Source organism: Acidovorax sp. GW821-FHT09A11 (assembly GCF_059418365.1).
The window spans coordinates 177,734-193,245 of record NZ_JBWKPS010000003.1 but is presented as its reverse complement, the minus strand read 5'-3'; the positions used below and the strand labels follow the sequence as shown (position 1 = coordinate 193,245).

Annotated in this window: 15 protein-coding genes; 12 read left to right on the top strand and 3 right to left on the bottom strand. The window is 64.4% G+C overall.

The genetic code is table 11. The features are described 5' to 3' along the window. Positions 1–7: 7 nt before the first annotated feature. A complete protein-coding gene (locus AC07PV_RS08470; protein WP_494629986.1) occupies positions 8–919 on the bottom strand; it encodes a LysR family transcriptional regulator in 912 nt (303 codons plus the stop codon). Positions 920–1,031: 112 nt separating this feature from the next. Here AC07PV_RS08470 and AC07PV_RS08465 point away from each other — a divergent pair, with 112 nt between their 5' ends. The 5 genes from AC07PV_RS08465 to AC07PV_RS08445 all read left to right on the top strand — a co-directional run bounded on the left by AC07PV_RS08465 (position 1,032) and on the right by AC07PV_RS08445 (position 6,212). After that, positions 1,032–2,210 carry a CaiB/BaiF CoA transferase family protein gene (locus tag AC07PV_RS08465; protein WP_494629984.1) on the top strand — a complete coding sequence of 393 codons (1,179 nt, stop codon included), beginning with the start codon at positions 1,032–1,034 and terminating at the stop codon, positions 2,208–2,210. Further along, positions 2,203–3,183, top strand: a complete 981-nt coding sequence (locus AC07PV_RS08460) for a hydroxymethylglutaryl-CoA lyase (protein ID WP_492254433.1) — start codon at positions 2,203–2,205, stop codon at positions 3,181–3,183. The genes AC07PV_RS08465 and AC07PV_RS08460 overlap by 8 nt, the downstream gene beginning before the upstream one ends. Before the next feature lie 8 nt (positions 3,184–3,191). After that, the gene (locus AC07PV_RS08455; protein ID WP_494629982.1) at positions 3,192–3,593 is read left to right on the top strand and encodes a VOC family protein; all 402 of its coding nucleotides are present in this window, start codon (positions 3,192–3,194) and stop codon (positions 3,591–3,593) included. A 90-nt stretch (positions 3,594–3,683) separates the two neighbouring features. After that, on the top strand, positions 3,684–4,646 hold the full coding sequence (locus tag AC07PV_RS08450; RefSeq protein ID WP_494629980.1) for a Bug family tripartite tricarboxylate transporter substrate binding protein: 963 nt from the start codon (positions 3,684–3,686) through the stop codon (positions 4,644–4,646). 51 nt (positions 4,647–4,697) lie between these two features. Continuing rightward, on the top strand, positions 4,698–6,212 hold the full coding sequence (locus tag AC07PV_RS08445) for a carboxylesterase/lipase family protein (RefSeq protein ID WP_494629978.1): 1,515 nt from the start codon (positions 4,698–4,700) through the stop codon (positions 6,210–6,212). A 40-nt stretch (positions 6,213–6,252) separates the two neighbouring features. On the opposite strand, the gene AC07PV_RS08440 is transcribed toward AC07PV_RS08445, so the two are convergent. Next, on the bottom strand, positions 6,253–7,188 hold the full coding sequence (locus tag AC07PV_RS08440) for a LysR substrate-binding domain-containing protein (protein ID WP_494629976.1): 936 nt from the start codon (positions 7,186–7,188) through the stop codon (positions 6,253–6,255). An 87-nt stretch (positions 7,189–7,275) separates the two neighbouring features. Between AC07PV_RS08440 and AC07PV_RS08435 the strand changes: the two genes are divergently transcribed. The 6 genes from AC07PV_RS08435 to AC07PV_RS08410 all read left to right on the top strand — a co-directional run bounded on the left by AC07PV_RS08435 (position 7,276) and on the right by AC07PV_RS08410 (position 13,291). After that, positions 7,276–8,493 (top strand): CaiB/BaiF CoA transferase family protein, encoded by a 1,218-nt coding sequence (locus tag AC07PV_RS08435; protein WP_494629975.1) that lies wholly within the window; start codon positions 7,276–7,278, stop codon positions 8,491–8,493. A gap of 4 nt (positions 8,494–8,497) precedes the next feature. Next, the gene (locus AC07PV_RS08430) at positions 8,498–9,349 is read left to right on the top strand and encodes an HpcH/HpaI aldolase/citrate lyase family protein (RefSeq protein ID WP_369641177.1); all 852 of its coding nucleotides are present in this window, start codon (positions 8,498–8,500) and stop codon (positions 9,347–9,349) included. 38 nt (positions 9,350–9,387) lie between these two features. Continuing rightward, positions 9,388–10,356 carry a Bug family tripartite tricarboxylate transporter substrate binding protein gene (locus AC07PV_RS08425; RefSeq protein WP_494629973.1) on the top strand — a complete coding sequence of 323 codons (969 nt, stop codon included), beginning with the start codon at positions 9,388–9,390 and terminating at the stop codon, positions 10,354–10,356. A gap of 122 nt (positions 10,357–10,478) precedes the next feature. Further along, entirely contained in the window at positions 10,479–11,441 is a 963-nt protein-coding gene (locus AC07PV_RS08420; RefSeq protein WP_494629971.1) for a D-2-hydroxyacid dehydrogenase, read from the top strand. Beyond that, entirely contained in the window at positions 11,438–12,745 is a 1,308-nt protein-coding gene (locus AC07PV_RS08415; protein WP_494629969.1) for a glycerate kinase type-2 family protein, read from the top strand. Before AC07PV_RS08420 ends, AC07PV_RS08415 begins: the two co-directional genes overlap by 4 nt. A gap of 126 nt (positions 12,746–12,871) precedes the next feature. Further along, the gene (locus AC07PV_RS08410) at positions 12,872–13,291 is read left to right on the top strand and encodes a helix-turn-helix domain-containing protein (RefSeq protein WP_218341336.1); all 420 of its coding nucleotides are present in this window, start codon (positions 12,872–12,874) and stop codon (positions 13,289–13,291) included. Between the two features lie 25 nt (positions 13,292–13,316). Here AC07PV_RS08410 and AC07PV_RS08405 read toward each other — a convergent pair whose 3' ends face one another. Next, entirely contained in the window at positions 13,317–14,417 is a 1,101-nt protein-coding gene (locus AC07PV_RS08405) for a LysR family transcriptional regulator (protein ID WP_494629967.1), read from the bottom strand. Here AC07PV_RS08405 and AC07PV_RS08400 point away from each other — a divergent pair. After that, entirely contained in the window at positions 14,416–15,507 is a 1,092-nt protein-coding gene (locus tag AC07PV_RS08400; RefSeq protein ID WP_494629965.1) for a CaiB/BaiF CoA transferase family protein, read from the top strand. The genes AC07PV_RS08405 and AC07PV_RS08400 overlap by 2 nt on opposite strands. Positions 15,508–15,512: the final 5 nt, after the last annotated feature.

The window sequence follows — 15,512 nt, the reverse complement described above, 5'->3', positions numbered from 1 at the left end:
CCGGTTCTCAACAGGAACTCGCGGCGGACAGCCTCAGGTGGTCTCGCAGAAGTCCCGCCGCGGCTGAACAGGACGGCGACACTCCGAGGAGAAGGTTGCGCCTGGCCCACGGCTCACTCAAATGGACCGTCTTGAGTGGATGAGGTTGCGTACTTCTCAAGACAGCAACTGGCAAGACTCCAATCCCGAGGTTCGCGTTGATCATCTGGCACATCGCGTCGAAACTGCGGACCTGCACGCGAACGCGCATCACTTCGCCGTATTGCTCTGCGGCTCGCGAGGTCAGTTCAAGCAAAGAGCTCCCACGATTCAGGCCCACAAAGTCGTACTTCAGGCATTCCCTGAAGCTGACCCGCTTCCGCTTTCCCAATGGATGGTTGTGCGCACAAACGGCCACAAGAAGGTCTTGCTGGAATCGCTCCACGTTCAAGTCGCCGACCGCCGTGTTCTCGGCGAATATGCCAATGTCCGCAACGCCTTCGACCACCGCGCGGACGATGTCACCGCTCAGTTGCTCTTCGAGCTCCACATGGATGTCGGGGTACTCGGCCATGAACGTGGAGAGGCAGCCAGGCAGGAACTCCGTCAGTGCGGACATGTTGGCCCACAGGCGGACATGGCCGCGTATCCCTTTGGTGTAGTCCCGGATCTCGCTGCTGAACTGTTCGAACCCCTGGAAAAGCCGAAGCGCATGCTGCATTGCCAAGTGGCCAGCAGGTGTCAGTTGGACTCCACGGGATGTTCTATCGAAGAGCCTTGTTCCCGAAGCGTTTTCAAAGTCCGACAGCCGCCGGCTCGCGGCCGAGACAGCGAGACTGCAGGCTTCAGCCCCCCGTGTAACGCTGCCCGCCTGCGCGACTGCGCAAAAGAGCCTGAGGGTGACGAAGTCAACGCGTGCGGGGTTGATGAGCGTGGGCATGGGTCAATTCTAGGAAGGTTTCGCAAAACGCGAATGCCGTGCCACAAATGAGCAATTCCACGACAGCAATGATCCTCCTACAGTCGCCCCACAGACAACGGATAAGGCGAACGTGCAAGCACTCCACGGAATCAAGGTACTGGAACTCGGGCAGCTGATTGCGGGCCCGTTTGCTGGCAAGACTCTGGCCGACTTCGGCGCGGATGTCATCAAGGTAGAGCCGCCAGGGGTTGGCGACCCGCTGCGAAAATGGCGCCTGCTCCGGGAGGGCACCTCGGTCTGGTGGGAGGTCCAATCCCGCAACAAGAGGTCGGTCGCACTGGACCTTCGCACGCCCGAAGGCCAGGACGCAACCCGTGCGCTGCTCACCGAGGCAGACGTGGTCATCGAGAACTTCAAGCCCGGAACCATGGAGGCCTGGGGTCTGGGTTGGGAGACGCTGCATGCGCTCAATCCCAGGCTCATCATGCTGCGTATCTCTGGGTATGGGCAGACGGGGCCCTACAGGCAGAAGCCCGGCTTCGGCGTTCTCGGCGAGGCCATGGGCGGCCTGCGCCACCTGACGGGCGAGCCTGGGCGGGTGCCGGTGCGCTGCGGCATCTCCATTGGGGACAGTCTGTCCGCCATGCACGGAGCCCTCGGCGTCATGCTGGCTCTCTACCACCGTGATGCCCGGGGCGGCGAAGGCCAGGTGATTGACGTCGCCCTCTATGAGAGTGTCTTCAACATGATGGAGAGCCTGGTGCCCGAATACGACGCCTTCGGCGCTGTGCGTGAGCGCTCGGGCAGCGCGCTGCCAGGAATCGCGCCGACCAATGTCTATCGGTGTTCTGATGGTGGCTATGCGCTGATTGCGGGCAATGGCGACAGCATCTTCAAACGGCTCATGGCTGCCATAGGCCGGCATGACCTGGAGCATGAACCGGCACTTGCCCAGAACGACGGCCGTGTCGCACGGGTTCAGGAAATCGACGCCGCCATCGAGGCATGGACACTCACCAAGTCGCTGGCCGAAGTGCTCAACGTGCTCGACGAGGCCAAGGTGCCTGCAGGCAAGGTCTACACGGTGGAGGACATCGTGCACGACCCCCAGTACATCGCCCGGGAAATGATTGTCGAGCAGGAAACCGCCGACGGAACGCGAGTGAAGGTACCTGGCATCGTTCCCAAGCTCAGCGCCACACCCGGACGTGTTTCATATCCAGCGCCTCTGCTGGGAGAACACACCCACGTTCTGTCGGAAACCTCAGGATGGCCAGCACGCAGCGAGAAGGAGGCCCACCATGTTTGAGGGCAGGGCGATCAAGCTCAAGATCAATGAGGTCGGCCCCCGCGACGGCCTTCAGAACGAGGCCGCGTTCGTAGAGACCGACGACAAGGTGCGGTTGGTGGACCATCTGAGCGGACTGGGGTACTCCAAGATCGAAGTGACGTCGTTCACCTCGCCGACCGCAATCCCTGCGCTCAGGGATGCCGAGGCCGTCATGCACCGCATTCGGCGCGAGCCCGGTGTTGTGTACACCGCGTTGATTCCCAATGTCCGTGGTGGCGAGCGCGCCCTGGAGTGCCGGGTAGACGAATTCAACCTGGTGATGTCGGCCAGCGAAACCCACAATCTGGCCAACCTGAGGATGACCCGTCCACAGTCGCTGCGCCAGCTGGGTGATGTGGCTGCCCTTGCCGTGTCGGCCAAGGTACCTGTGAACATTTCGCTGTCCTGCGTGTTCGGTTGCCCCATGGAGGGAGAGGTGCCGCAGGCCACCGTGCTGGACCTGGTGGGTCAGTTCGCTGGCTTGGGGGCTACAGGCGTCACCCTGTGCGATACGACGGGGATGGCATACCCCACCCAGGTCCATGGCATCTGCGAATCAGTCGCCAAGGCCTATCCCCAACTGAACATCACCGGCCACTTCCACAACACGCGGGGGATGGGCCTGGTCAACACACTTGCGGCGGTCGAGGCTGGCATACGCCAGTTCGACATGTCGCTGGGCGGTATCGGTGGCTGTCCCTATGCCCCAGGTGCGTCCGGCAATGTGGCCACGGAGGACGTGGTCCACATGCTGCAGTGGATGGGCTACGACACGGGTGTCGATGTTCCTGGTCTCATCCAGGCGGCCCACGAGCTGGAGCGGCTGATTGGCCACGAGCTCCCCGCCCAGGTGAGCCGCGCCGGCGAACGCCTCAAGCGCCATGCGCCACCGGCGGGCTTCGATGAAATCCGGGAGCGCGCCATCGCTCGCAACACGGCATCTGCAAAGTAGTCCACACCATGATCAGCCACCTCGACCACCTGGTCCTTACCACTGCCAACGAGACAGAGTGCGTTCGCTTCTACACCGAAGTACTGGGGATGAAGCTGGAGTCCTTCATAGGTGGCACGCCCCCGGTGGAGCGCCGGGCCTTCAAGTTCGGCAGCCAGAAAATCAACCTGCATGTGAAGGGGCGGGAATTCGAGCCCAAGGCCCACACGCCTGTACCCGGCGCGCTGGACCTGTGCTTCCTGGCATCGGTTCCGCTCGACCAGGTCATCGAGCGCCTGCGGCAGCATTCGATTCCCATCGCCGAGGGCCCGGTCCTGCGCACGGGCGCCACTTCCAGGATTCGCTCGATTTACCTGCGCGACCCCGACTTGAACCTCATCGAGATTTCTGAGCTGGCGCCTGTGGGCTAGCCGCCGAACACTTCCCCCGATCCTCTCAGCCCGGATGGCCTCACGGCACCCGGGATGGGGATGCTTTTTCCACAAAAAAAGGAGACAGACATGATTCGTAGAAATGCATTGCTGGGCATCGCGGTGTGCGCGGCGTTCGGGGCTGCGCACGCGGAAACCTACCCCTCCAAACCCGTCACGCTCGTGGTGCCCAGTGCCCCGGCGGGTTCCACCGACATCGTGGCCCGCCTGATTGGCGAGCAGCTGCAGACGGCGCTTGGCCAGGCCGTCGTGGTTGACAACAGGCCCGGCGGCAGTGGGAACATCGGCACCGAGTTTGCGGCCCGCGCACCGGCCGATGGCCATACGCTGCTGGTCCAGTACTCGGGCTATCACGTGGGCAACCCCGCGCTGTTCTCGCAGATTCGCTGGAAGACCTCTGACTTTGCGCCCATCGCGCTGGTGATGCGCGCACCGCACGTCGTGGCGGTCAGTGCCACCCTTCCGGTCAACAGCCTGAAGGAGTTCATCGCCTACGGTCAGAAGAATCCCAAGGGCCTGTTCTACGCATCTTCTGGCAATGGCTCGATTCAGCACATTGCCGGCGAGATGTTCGGCAAGCAGTCCAAGGTCCCTGTGACCCATGTGCCCTACAAGGGCGCTGGTCCGGTCATCACCGACCTCATCAGCGGCCAGGTCGACATGTTCATCACGACGCCGCCATCCGTCATTGGCCAGGTGCAAGCGGGCAAGTTGAAGGCCCTGGCGTATGCGGGGCCCAAGCGCCATCCATCCCTTGCGAATGTGCCGACCGCTGCCGAGGCGGGGCTGCCCGGCTACGAAGTTGAAAGCTGGTTCGCCGTCTTCGCCCCCGCCAAGACACCTTCCGCCATCACGGCCCGCCTCGCCGCAGCCATCAAGACCATCGTCGAGAGCGACAACTACAAGAAAAAGATCGAAGACCAGGGCGCCTTCGCCGCCTACATGGGCCCCGCAGAACTGGGCAAGTTCGTGGACCAGGAAACAGCCGCGTGGGCCAAGGTGGTTCGCGAAGGCAACATCAAAGCCGAGTGAGGGGGCAAGGGCATGAAATTCGCACTACGTCTACTGACGACGGGTCTGTCCATGGGCCTCCTGATTTCCTGCGCATCCCCCGGTGGTGGCGCTGACACCGGCCTCGCCACGGCACGGACCGAGTCGGGCGTTGTCCGTGGCCACGGCACGGACGTGAAGAAGTTCTACGGCATTCCCTACGCCGCCGCGCCCGCCGGCGACCTGCGCTGGAAGCCGCCGCAGCCAGCCGCCCCATGGACCGGTGTGCGCGACAGCACCGCGTTCGGCGACTACTGCGTCCAGCCGCAGGAGTACCCTGAGCAGCGCGGTGGCATGAGCGAGGACTGCCTGAACCTGAATGTCTGGACACCGGCCCGGCGCAAAGATGAACGCCTGGCGGTCATCGTCTGGATCCATGGTGGCGGGTTCGCGTACGGCGCAGGCTCCCATCCCTCCTACGATGGCGAAGCCCTTGCCCGCCGCGGCGTGGTCGTCGTCACACTGAACTACCGCCTCGGCCTGCTGGGCTTCATGGCCCACCCCCACCTCACTGCGGAGTCGCCCCATCGGGCCTCGGGCAACTACGGCCTGATGGACCAGGCGGCCGCGCTCAAGTGGGTGCAGCGGAACATCGCGGCCTTTGGTGGCGACCCGGCCAGGGTGACCGTGATGGGCCAATCCGCCGGCGCCCATGCCATCAGCACGCTCATGACCACGGACATGGCCCAGGGCACGTTCCAGAAGGCGCTCATGCAGAGCGTGGGTGTGATGCGCCCGACGATGGCGCTGAAGGATGCGGAGCTGTACGGCCTGCGTTTCGGCAGCGACCTGGGCGCGCTGCGCAAGCTCCCTGCTACCGACTTCGTGGAATTGATCAAGAAGCAGCCCTCTGGCCGGTCTCTCGCCACCGGAAGGCCGGTGAGCATCATCAACGATGGCTACGCCGTGAAGACGCCCGACTACCAGGCGTACGCCACCGGCAAGTTCGCCAAGGTCCCCATCCTTGTTGGAAACAACGAGAACGAAGGGGGCGGGGCCACCCGCAACTGGTCCATCAAGACCGTGGCGGATTTCCAGGGCTTCGTCCAGCAGTCCTTCAAGGGCAGGGAGCAGGCAGCCTGGGCCGCGTACGCCGTGGCCAGCGACGACAGGGTTCCTCAGGCGCTGGCCGACCTCTACGCTGATACGGAGTACCTCTTTGGCACGCGGGAACTGCTGGCGCGTTACCAGGACCATGGCCTGAAAAGCTACCGCTACGTGTTCACCCGCCATCGCAATGAGGCGGCGGCAATGCCCATCCACGGGGATGAGCTGCAGTTCGTCTTCGACAACCTGCAGTCACCGCACCGCGGGAAGAACCGCCCCTTCAATGCCGTCGATGCAACCGTCGCAAGAACGATGGCGGATGCCTGGGTGCAGTTCGCAAAGACCGGCGACCCCAACGGCCAGGGCTTGAGTGCCTGGAAGCCGTACAGCGCCCAAGAGCAGTCGTACATGGAGTTTGGAGCCAGTCCGGCCCTGCGCGCAGGCTACAACGGCAAGGGCATCGACTTCGTGCGCGACCACTTCAGCTCAGCGGGGCGCTGATGCACCTGCGCAAGGGGTATCCCCGCCGCTGTCTGGCCACCTAGGCAGGCGCGTCGCCAATCCACTCCGCTGGCCAGAGCCCTTGCTCAACCAGCGAGCGCATTTCCTCGGTCACCAGCGAAATCATGGCCGCGGTCGCCGGCGTCACGGGGCGCGTCATCGAGGTCGCACATGCCACCTGGCGCGGGATGTGCGGCCGGGTGATGGTGGTGACCGCCAGGCGGCCCGCCTGCACCTCGTCGGCAACCGCGCCCGGCGACAGGATGGTGCTGGCCATGCCTTCCTGCACCGCCTTCTTGATGTTCGGCAGAGAGTCAATCTCCGCAATCACTTCCAGCTCCACTCCATGCTCCGCGCACACCCTGTCGATGATCCTGCGCAACCCGTGTTCCTGGGCGGGAAGCACGAGCGGGCGGGAGGCCAGAGACTTCAAGGAAATCTCCCTGGTGGCAGGTGTGTCCTGGGGCGTGGTCACCAGCGCGAGCCGTTCTTCAAGAAGCAGGCGGTACTCGAAAGCCGGCTCATTGCCGGATACGAACAGAACCGACAGGTCCAGCCGTCCGGCGCGCAGCCACTCGCCCAGAAAGCCGCTGTGGCTCTCGATGATCTTGAGCTTCAGCTTCGGGTACCGCGTCCTGGTGGCGCGCAGGATGGGCAGCGTTGCCACCAGCGCCACGGTCGTCGGCAACCCCACGGCCATCTCACCCTGGATGTCCAGCGCCGAATGCTGAACGGCACTGCGGGCCCGCTCGATGTCGGCAAGCACAACCCGCGCGTGTTCAAGCATGGTACGACCCGCATCCGTGAGGGTCATTCCCCGGTTCGTCCGCACGAACAGCTGCACCCCCAGCTCGCCCTCCAGCGAGGAAATGCTCTGGCTCAGCGCTGGCTGCGCCACATGCAAGGTCTTGGACGCAGCCAGCACGCCCCCCGCCTCACAGACCCCAATCAGGTACCGAAGTTGGCGCAGTTCCATTGATATTGATTTTTGCGATATCCAGTAGATGTCGAATGTATTTTACAGATATCAGCTGAAAACAGAGACTTGCCCCAGGAGCTACTGATGAACCCACAAAACCACTCTTCGGCCCGTGGCGGCACGCAACCCCTGTCGGGGGTGAAAGTCGTCGACCTCTCGCGCCTGGTGTCTGGAAACATGCTGACCCACGTGCTCGCAGACCTCGGCGCCACGGTCATCAAGGTGGAGCCGCCGCGCAAGGGCGACGAGCTGCGCGCCTGGCAGCGCGAAGGCATGAGCACCTACTGGCTCGCGTACAGCCGCAACAAGGACAGCGTCGAGCTCAACCTGCGCACCGGGGACGACATGGCCAGGCTGACGGCTCTCCTGGCCGATGCCGACATCCTGGTCGAGAACTTCCGCCCTGGCACGCTGGAGCGCATGGGACTCGGCAAGGACCGGCTCAATGCCTTGAACCCGAAGCTGGTGGTGGTTCGCATCTCCGGCTGGGGCCAGACGGGCCAGTTTGCAAGCAAGGGTGGTTTCGGCTCGCTGATTGAAGCCATGAGCGGCTTCGCGGCCATGAATGGCTTCGCCGACCTGCCGCCGGTGCTTCCACCCTTCGCCATGGCCGATTCCGTGGCCGGCATCTACGGCGCCGCGCTGGCGCTCGCCGCGCTCCATGGCCAGCGTGGCAATGCGAACGCATCGGTCCAGGAGATTGACCTGTCGTTGTTCGAACCGCTGTTCTCCATCCTCGGGCCCCAGGCAGCGGAGTTCCAGCTGACGGGCAAGTCGACGCCGCGGTCGGGCAGCCGTTCGCCCACCCATGCACCGCGCAACGTCTACAAGACCCGCGACGAGAAGTGGGTGGCCTTGTCGGCCGGCATGGAGGGCACGCTGGCCCGCTTGTTCGAAGGCATCGGCTACCCGCAAGGCCTTCAGGACCCGCGGTTTTCCTCCCATGAGGCGCGGCTGAAGAACATAGACGCCCTGGATGCGCTCATCCAGGGGCATATCACCCAACTCACGCTGCCGGAGGCGCTGGAGTTCTTCGCGGTGCGGGACATCACTGCCGGCCCGGTCTGTGACATCGCGGACCTGCTGGAGCATCCCTATATCGCCGAAAGCCAGCTTCTGGTCGACCAGGTCGCTCCAGATGGCCGGACGGTCTCCGTCCATGCGGCGCCTTACCGCATCAATGGGCAGCGCCCCCCTATTCGCCGCGGTGCGCCTGCGCTCGGCCAAGACAACACCGCCTGGTTTGGCGCCGCCAAGCCGTCTGCCGACGCAGGTCCCGCTGCAGCCGCACAACCGACTTGATGCCATGAAAACTGTCCGCTCTTTCCTCTTCGTTCCGGCAGCCAATGAGAAGCTGCTGCGGAGCGCCGTCACCAAGTCCAGCGACGCTGTCATCCTGGACCTCGAGGATGGAACCCACCCTTCCCAGCGACCGGTTGCCCGTGAGCGGCTCGCGGATTCGATGGGCCGTCTGAAGGCGGTGAACAAGCTGGCCGCCGTGCGCATCAACGGCGACTGGCTCACCGCGGTCGTGGACCTGAAATCCGCGGTGTTGCCCGGCCTGGACATCATCGTGCTCCCGAAGGTGGAGCATGCACGCGACGTTCAGATCATCGCGCAGATGGTCACGGACCTGGAAGCAGCGGCGTCGGTGCCACCGGGGCATGTGCGTTTTCTCCTGCAGATTGAAAGCGCGGCGGCCTTGCCGCATCTCCACGACATCGCGGCGTCTTCGCCCCGCGTGATGGGAATGATGCTCGGCAGTGAGGACTACTCGCTCGATTGCGGAGGCCTCCCGACCGCCGACGCATTGCTCTATCCCAGCATGGCCGTCCTGACCGCGGCACGTGCGGCCCGGATCCAACCCATCGGCTTCATTGCATCGATTGCCGAGCTTGGTACTCCCGAGGACTTCAGTGCCGTGGTGCTGCGTGCCCGCGGGCTGGGGTTTCGGGGGGCCGTCGTCGTGCACCCCAAGTTCGTCGATGTGGTCAACGAGTGCTACACGCCGACCGCCGACGAAATCCAGCGGGCCCAGCGAGTGGTGGATGCCTTTGACGAGGCGTCCGCCCGCGGAGAAGGAGCCATCAAGCTCGATGGAGCCATGGTCGACAAGCCCGTGTACCTCCGTGCCCAGGAGCTGCTCGCGCAGCTCTAGGAACCCCGTTCCCCACACCAGAAATACAGGAGACAACCATGAATCCAACACGCCGCGAGTTCAGCGTCCTGGCCGCAACGGGCCTGCTGGGCTTGAATGCCTTTGCCGATACATACCCGTCCAAGCCGGTGACCATCGTCGTGCCGCAGGCGCCCGGTGGCACCAACGACACGGTCGGCCGCATCCTGGCCCAGAAGCTGAGCGAGCTGAGCAACCAGCGGGTCATCGTGGACAACCGTCCCGGCGCCGGCGGGAACATCGGCACCGATTTCGCTGCGCGCGCGCCCAAGGATGGCTACACCTTGCTGTTGACCATCAGCAGCACACAGGCCATCAACCCTGCCTTGTATAAAAAGGTGCCATTCGACCCGGTCAAGGACTTCGAGCCCATCGCCCCCGTGGGCGTCGTGCCCAACGTGTTGGTGGTGAATGCATCCTTTCCCGCCAGGAACCTGGCCGATTTCATCAAGGTGGCTCGCGCCAGCAAGGAAGAGATTCAGTACGCCTCCGCGGGCAACGGCTCGCTGAACCACCTCCTGGGGGCCATGCTTTCCACGAGCACGGGCGTGCCGCTGCAGCATGTTCCGTACCGCGGTGTGGCACCTGCGTTGACCGACGTCATGGGTGGACAGGTCCCCGTGGCCTTCGCCAGCCTGCCCTCGTGCATCGAGTTCATCAAGAGCGGCAAGCTGCGCGCCCTGGGCGTGAGTTCCGCCAAGCGGTCTCCCGCGCTTCCCGATGTGCCCTCCATCAGCGAAGTGGTTCCTGGCTACGTCGGAGACCTCTGGGTAGGCCTGTTCGCGGCACGTGGCACGCCAGCACCCGTGGTATCCAAGCTGACCCAATGGGTCACCGCCGCGGTCGCCGCCCCCGATGTGCTGGAGCGATTCAAGGTTGCAGGCGTCGAGCCGCTGAGCGGGGGGCCGACACGGCTTGCGCAGCTGCTGCAGGAAGACATTGCCCGATGGGCACCCATCGTCAAGGCGTCGGGGGCGGTTGTTGACTAGACCTTTGCCTCTCTCGACGTAGACCCTCTCGTCAGCTGTCCCTGCAATGGGGGACAGCTGATTTTTGCGTTTCCACATTCCTATTCGCCTCCACTACTAAGCTGGCCGCTGCCAGGACCGCCATGAAGATTGCATTCCTTGACCGTTCCACGCTGTCCCCTGACACCACTCTGCGCGCACCTTCGTTCGAGCATGAGCTCGTGAGCTACGAAAACACGCAGCCTGGCGAGGTGGCGCAGCGCATCGCGGACGCCGACATCGTCATCACCAACAAGGTGAAGCTCGGCGCCCAGGCCCTGCAGCAGGCATCCAGGCTGAAGCTGGTGGCCGTGGCGGCCACCGGAACCGACAACATCGACTTGAAGGCATGCGCCCAGCATGGCATCACGGTCACCAACATCCGCAACTACGCTGGAAACACAGTTCCCGAGCACACCTTTGCGCTGATGTTCGCGCTCCGGCGGAGCATCTGTGCCTACCGGGAATCGGTGAAGGCTGGCCGGTGGCAGCAGTCAGGCCAGTTCTGCTACTTCGACTACCCCGTGCGCGACCTCGCCGGCTCCACGTTGGGCATCGTGGGCGACGGCGTGCTTGGCAATGCGGTGGCGGCCATCGGGCGCGCGCTCGGCATGAAGGTGCTCTTCTCGGCCTTCAAGGGCCGTTCTGGCCAGGGCAGCCTCTACACCCCATTCGACGACGTCCTTGCGCGTTCCGACATCATCACGCTCCATTGCCCGCTGAACGCCCAGAGCCACAACATGCTGGGCGCCGAAGAGTTCGCCAAGATGGCGCGCAAGCCGCTCATCGTCAACACGGCACGGGGCGGCCTGGTGGACGAGGCAGCGTTGGCCGCCGCCCTGCGCGGCGGGCAGATTTCCGGAGCGGCGTTCGACGTCGTCTCCGCCGAGCCGCCGCCAGCCGACCACCCCTTCATGGCGCTCCTGGACCTGCCGAACTTCATCCTGACCCCGCACGTCGCCTGGGCTTCCCAGGAAGCCATCCAGGGCCTTGCAGACCAGCTCGTCGACAACCTGGAGGCGTTTGTCCGTGGTGAGCCCGTCAACGTGGTGGGGGCCGCAGCGTGAACCCGATTGCCGACCCCCGGGCGCTTCTTGAGCGCCTCTTCAGGGTGGCGGTGCGGCGCGCACAGCCGTCGGAGACCTTGGCGGCCCATCTACCTCCTGCCCCGAAAGGCCGCACGCTGGTGCTTGGAGCCGGAAAGGCAGCAGGGGCGATGGCGCACGCGTTGGAGGCGGCGTGGCCCGAGGGTGCGCCAATGAGCGGGCTGGTGGTCACGCGATATGGCCACACCCCGCCGCGCCCGAAGGGATTGCCGGAACGCATAGAGATCATGGAAGCCTCTCATCCCGTACCTGACGAAGCAAGCCGAATCGCCGCCGTGCGCACCCATGCAATGACCCGGGGCCTCTGCGAGGACGACCTCGTGGTCTGCCTGATATCGGGTGGTGGCTCGGCGCTGCTCACCCTCCCGGTCGCCGGACTCGATCTGGCCGACAAGCAACGCGTCAACAAGGAGCTGCTGGAAAGTGGCGCCGACATCCGGGAGATGAACTGTGTCCGCAAACACCTGTCGCGCCTCAAGGGCGGGCAGCTGGCTGCGGCATGCTGGCCCGCGCAGGTCGTCACCCTCGCGATCAGCGACGTGCCCGGCGACGACGTTTCGGTCATCGCCAGCGGCCCCACGGTGGAGGACGCCACCTCCTGTCGTGACGCGCTCGGCATCCTGGCCCGCTACTCCATCGCGGTGCCAGAGGCGGTCCACGCAGCCCTGGCCGAGGGAAAGCTGGAAACCCCAAAGCCGGGAGACAAGCGTTTTGCGCGGAACAGCGTGCACCTCATTGCCACGCCCCACGAATCATTGCTGGCAGCCGCCGAGGAAGCGCGCCGCCTGGGCATGGAGACGCGCATCCTCTCCGACGACATCGAGGGCGAGTCGCGGGAGGTAGGCAAAGTGCATGCTGCGTTGGCAAGATATGCCCTGCGCGATGGCAACTCCAGAACGAGCCCGTTGCTGCTGCTCTCTGGCGGAGAGACCACGGTCACGGTCAGGTCCCAACCTGCTGGCAGCCTGCGTGGCCGAGGTGGGAGAGCGGGAGAGTTCTGCATGGGGCTAGCCCACGCTCTTCAGGGGGAGCCAGGCGTTTGGGCGCTGGCAGCCGACACCGATGGAATCGATGGTGTTGAAGACAACGCGGGGGCCTTCGTGATGCCCGACACGATCGCCCGTGGCCGCGGGGCTGGCCTCACGCTGGCCGATCACCTGGAGAGAAATGACGCGTACGGCTACTTCTCGGCGCTCGGGGATCTTTTCGTCACCGGGCCCACCCATACCAATGTCAATGACTTCCGAGCGTTGTTGATTCTGTAGAGGTCCTGGAGTGCCCTTTCCCGTTGAACGGAGCCATGAGATATGCCATCCGCATTTTCGGCGTGGGGCGCGCGCCAGGCGCCATGCATGCGCGCTGCCCGCGAAACAGCCCTGGATGCGGCGTGAATGTCGCGCAATGCGAATGAAGTCGCATCGGTGAAGAAGGTGTCGGCGCCCTCCACCAACATGGCTCGGCTGGACCTGTTGTCCCTGCGGCTGGTGGTCGCCTGCGCGCAAACAGGTTCGTTGACGCATGCGTCTCCGCTGTGCCACATGTCGGTCATGTGTGCCAGCCGTCGCTTGAGGATTCTTGAGGAGCGCCTGGGCGTTGTGCTCTTCTATCGCCGCAAGGGGGGGCTGGTACCGACCGATGCCGGGCACATCGTCGCAACCACTTCGCAAGAGCTGCTCGTGAAACTGGACCAGATGGTCGCTGACGCCGTGTCTGCGCCAAGGCCTTCCGGCAACATCCATGAGAACTGCGGCCGGGCTGGCCACCGCCAGGTCACATTGAGCAGTCGCTTGGACAGTGTCCAGCATGCATGAACCCGTGGCCGCCGGGTGCCCGTGATCAGGAGCTTGCGTTTCCTTCGCACAGTGTGTCGATGAACTGCGCAACGAAAGGGCTGCGCAGGGTCTGCTCCCGAAGGCATATCTGCAGATGGCGCATGGCCCAGGTTTCCTTGATATCAAGCACTGCCAGGTGCTGCAGGTCAGCATCCTGGAGCGCTGAGCGTGGCACGACGCCGATGCCAGCCCCGGAGGCCACGAGCTGCGCGATGGCGCGGTAGCCCGATACCTGCACCCGGATATCCAATTTGCCGCCCAGCGCCACCGCGTGATTGGCCAGAAATGTGTGCAGGGCCATGCCGGACTGAAGGCTGACGAAAGGCTCACTCAGGCACGCGCCGAAATTGATGCTGCCGCGTCCCGCCAGCGGGCTGGAACGAGGCACGAGCAAAATCAGTTCGTCTTCTCGGTAAGGCAGGTAGCGCAGTTCCGAGTGCGGTTGTTCGACGGCCACGACCCCGAGATCGGCGCGCCCTGCCATGACGGCTGTCACGATGTCCAGGCTCGGCCGCTCCTCCAGGGTGATGCGCACCGATGGATGGCGCGCGAAGAATCGCGCCAGATCGCCAGGCAGGTGACTGCTGATGGCATTGTTGTTGGCGAACAGGGTGATGTGGCCTCGAATTCCATCAGCGAATGGCGCCAGGTCGGCATGCATCTGTTCGAGCTGAGCAATACACCGGCGGGCGTGTTCCAGCATGACGGCTCCAGCCGGCGTGAGTTCCATTCCGCGGGCATGGCGTTTGAAGAGTGGTGTCCCGACGGCTTCCTCAAGCTCCCTGAGGCGCAGGCTGGCTGAAGACGGTGCCAGAAAACAGCGGGCGGCGCCGCGGGAGAGATTCTGTGCATCGGCCACGGCCAGAAACACTCTCAGATCCATCAAGTCGTAGCGCATGAATTGATCCCGCACAGGAGCTTCAGTAGCGCCTAGTATGTACAAAGAGCGTTCGCGCAAGACGAAGGCTGGGTTTGGAAAAACTCGCTTGTTGGCAGAGACGCAGAGTTTGAAACTTCGGCCTATGAACACCGAACTGCTTTCAACCTCCTTGGCGTCGACCGCCCCTTCAAAAAAACCGTTCGAAGGTCTTCTTGTCGTGGCCATGGAGCAAGCCCTGGCGGCACCGTTCGCAACGTGCAGGCTGGCCGAGATGGGCGCACGGGTCATCAAGATCGAACGCCCCGAAGGCGACTTCGCGCGTGGCTACGACCGTGCGGCCAACGGCGAGGCCTCGTACTTCGTCTGGACCAACCGCGGGAAGGAATCCGTGGCGCTGGACTTCAAGCAGCCGCATGACCGCGCGGTGCTCGACGCCTTGCTGGCGAAGGCCGATGTCTTCGTGCAGAACCTCGCTCCGGGGGCGCTGGCCCGCGCCGGGCTCGACAGCGACGCACTGCGCGTGCGCCACCCCCGGCTCATCACCTGCGACATCAGCGGCTATGGCGCCGAGGGGCCCGCCAGCACGCTCAAGGCCTATGACCTGCTGGTGCAATGCGAGAGCGGCCTGGCGGGCATCACTGGCTCCCCCGAGGCGTGCGGTCGCATTGGCGTGTCGATCTGCGACATCGGTGCCGGCCTCAATGCGACGATCGGCATCCTCTCCGCCCTGGCTTCACGCGCACGCACCGGCAAGGGTTGCGGCATCTCCGTCTCGCTCTTCGATGGCGCCGCCGACTGGATGACGGTGCCGTACGTGCACGCGATCTACGGTGCCGGCGCTCCCACGCGCCAGGGTTTGCAGCATCCCTCCATCGCCCCCTACGGGGCCTACGCCACGCGCGATGGTGGCAGCGTGGTCATCAGCATCCAGAACGAGCGCGAATGGCGCAACTTCTGCGAATCCTTCCTGGGGCAGGGCGCGCTGGCGCAGGACGAACGTTTCAGCAGCAACTACCTGCGTGTGCAGAACCGCCTGGAACTCAACGCACTCATCGCCCGGAGGTTCGCTGAACTGGATCTTGCGCAGGCCTTGCAGCAGTTGCAGGTCGCCAACACCGCCTACGGCCAGGTGCGATCCGTTGCCGATATGGCCCGGCACCCCGCGCTGCGCACTTGGCCCATGGCTGTCGGCGACAAGGAACTCGACTTGGTCGCACCGCCCGTCCGCGCCCCCTGGGACAGCGGGCGCTTCACGGCCGCGCCAGGTCTGGACCAGCACGGCGCCGCCGTGCGCGCCGAATTCCTTCCCGCATGACACGA

Coding starts and splice junctions, on each gene's coding strand:
- AC07PV_RS08405 (WP_494629967.1), bottom strand. CDS start 14,417: ATGGCCACGACAAGAAGACCTTCGAACGGTTTTTTTGAAGGGGCGGTC.
- AC07PV_RS08430 (WP_369641177.1), top strand. CDS start 8,498: ATGAAAACTGTCCGCTCTTTCCTCTTCGTTCCGGCAGCCAATGAGAAG.
- AC07PV_RS08455 (WP_494629982.1), top strand. CDS start 3,192: ATGATCAGCCACCTCGACCACCTGGTCCTTACCACTGCCAACGAGACA.
- AC07PV_RS08425 (WP_494629973.1), top strand. CDS start 9,388: ATGAATCCAACACGCCGCGAGTTCAGCGTCCTGGCCGCAACGGGCCTG.
- AC07PV_RS08420 (WP_494629971.1), top strand. CDS start 10,479: ATGAAGATTGCATTCCTTGACCGTTCCACGCTGTCCCCTGACACCACT.
- AC07PV_RS08450 (WP_494629980.1), top strand. CDS start 3,684: ATGATTCGTAGAAATGCATTGCTGGGCATCGCGGTGTGCGCGGCGTTC.
- AC07PV_RS08470 (WP_494629986.1), bottom strand. CDS start 919: ATGCCCACGCTCATCAACCCCGCACGCGTTGACTTCGTCACCCTCAGG.
- AC07PV_RS08400 (WP_494629965.1), top strand. CDS start 14,416: ATGGAGCAAGCCCTGGCGGCACCGTTCGCAACGTGCAGGCTGGCCGAG.
- AC07PV_RS08440 (WP_494629976.1), bottom strand. CDS start 7,188: ATGGAACTGCGCCAACTTCGGTACCTGATTGGGGTCTGTGAGGCGGGG.
- AC07PV_RS08410 (WP_218341336.1), top strand. CDS start 12,872: ATGTCGCGCAATGCGAATGAAGTCGCATCGGTGAAGAAGGTGTCGGCG.
- AC07PV_RS08435 (WP_494629975.1), top strand. CDS start 7,276: ATGAACCCACAAAACCACTCTTCGGCCCGTGGCGGCACGCAACCCCTG.
- AC07PV_RS08445 (WP_494629978.1), top strand. CDS start 4,698: ATGGGCCTCCTGATTTCCTGCGCATCCCCCGGTGGTGGCGCTGACACC.
- AC07PV_RS08460 (WP_492254433.1), top strand. CDS start 2,203: ATGTTTGAGGGCAGGGCGATCAAGCTCAAGATCAATGAGGTCGGCCCC.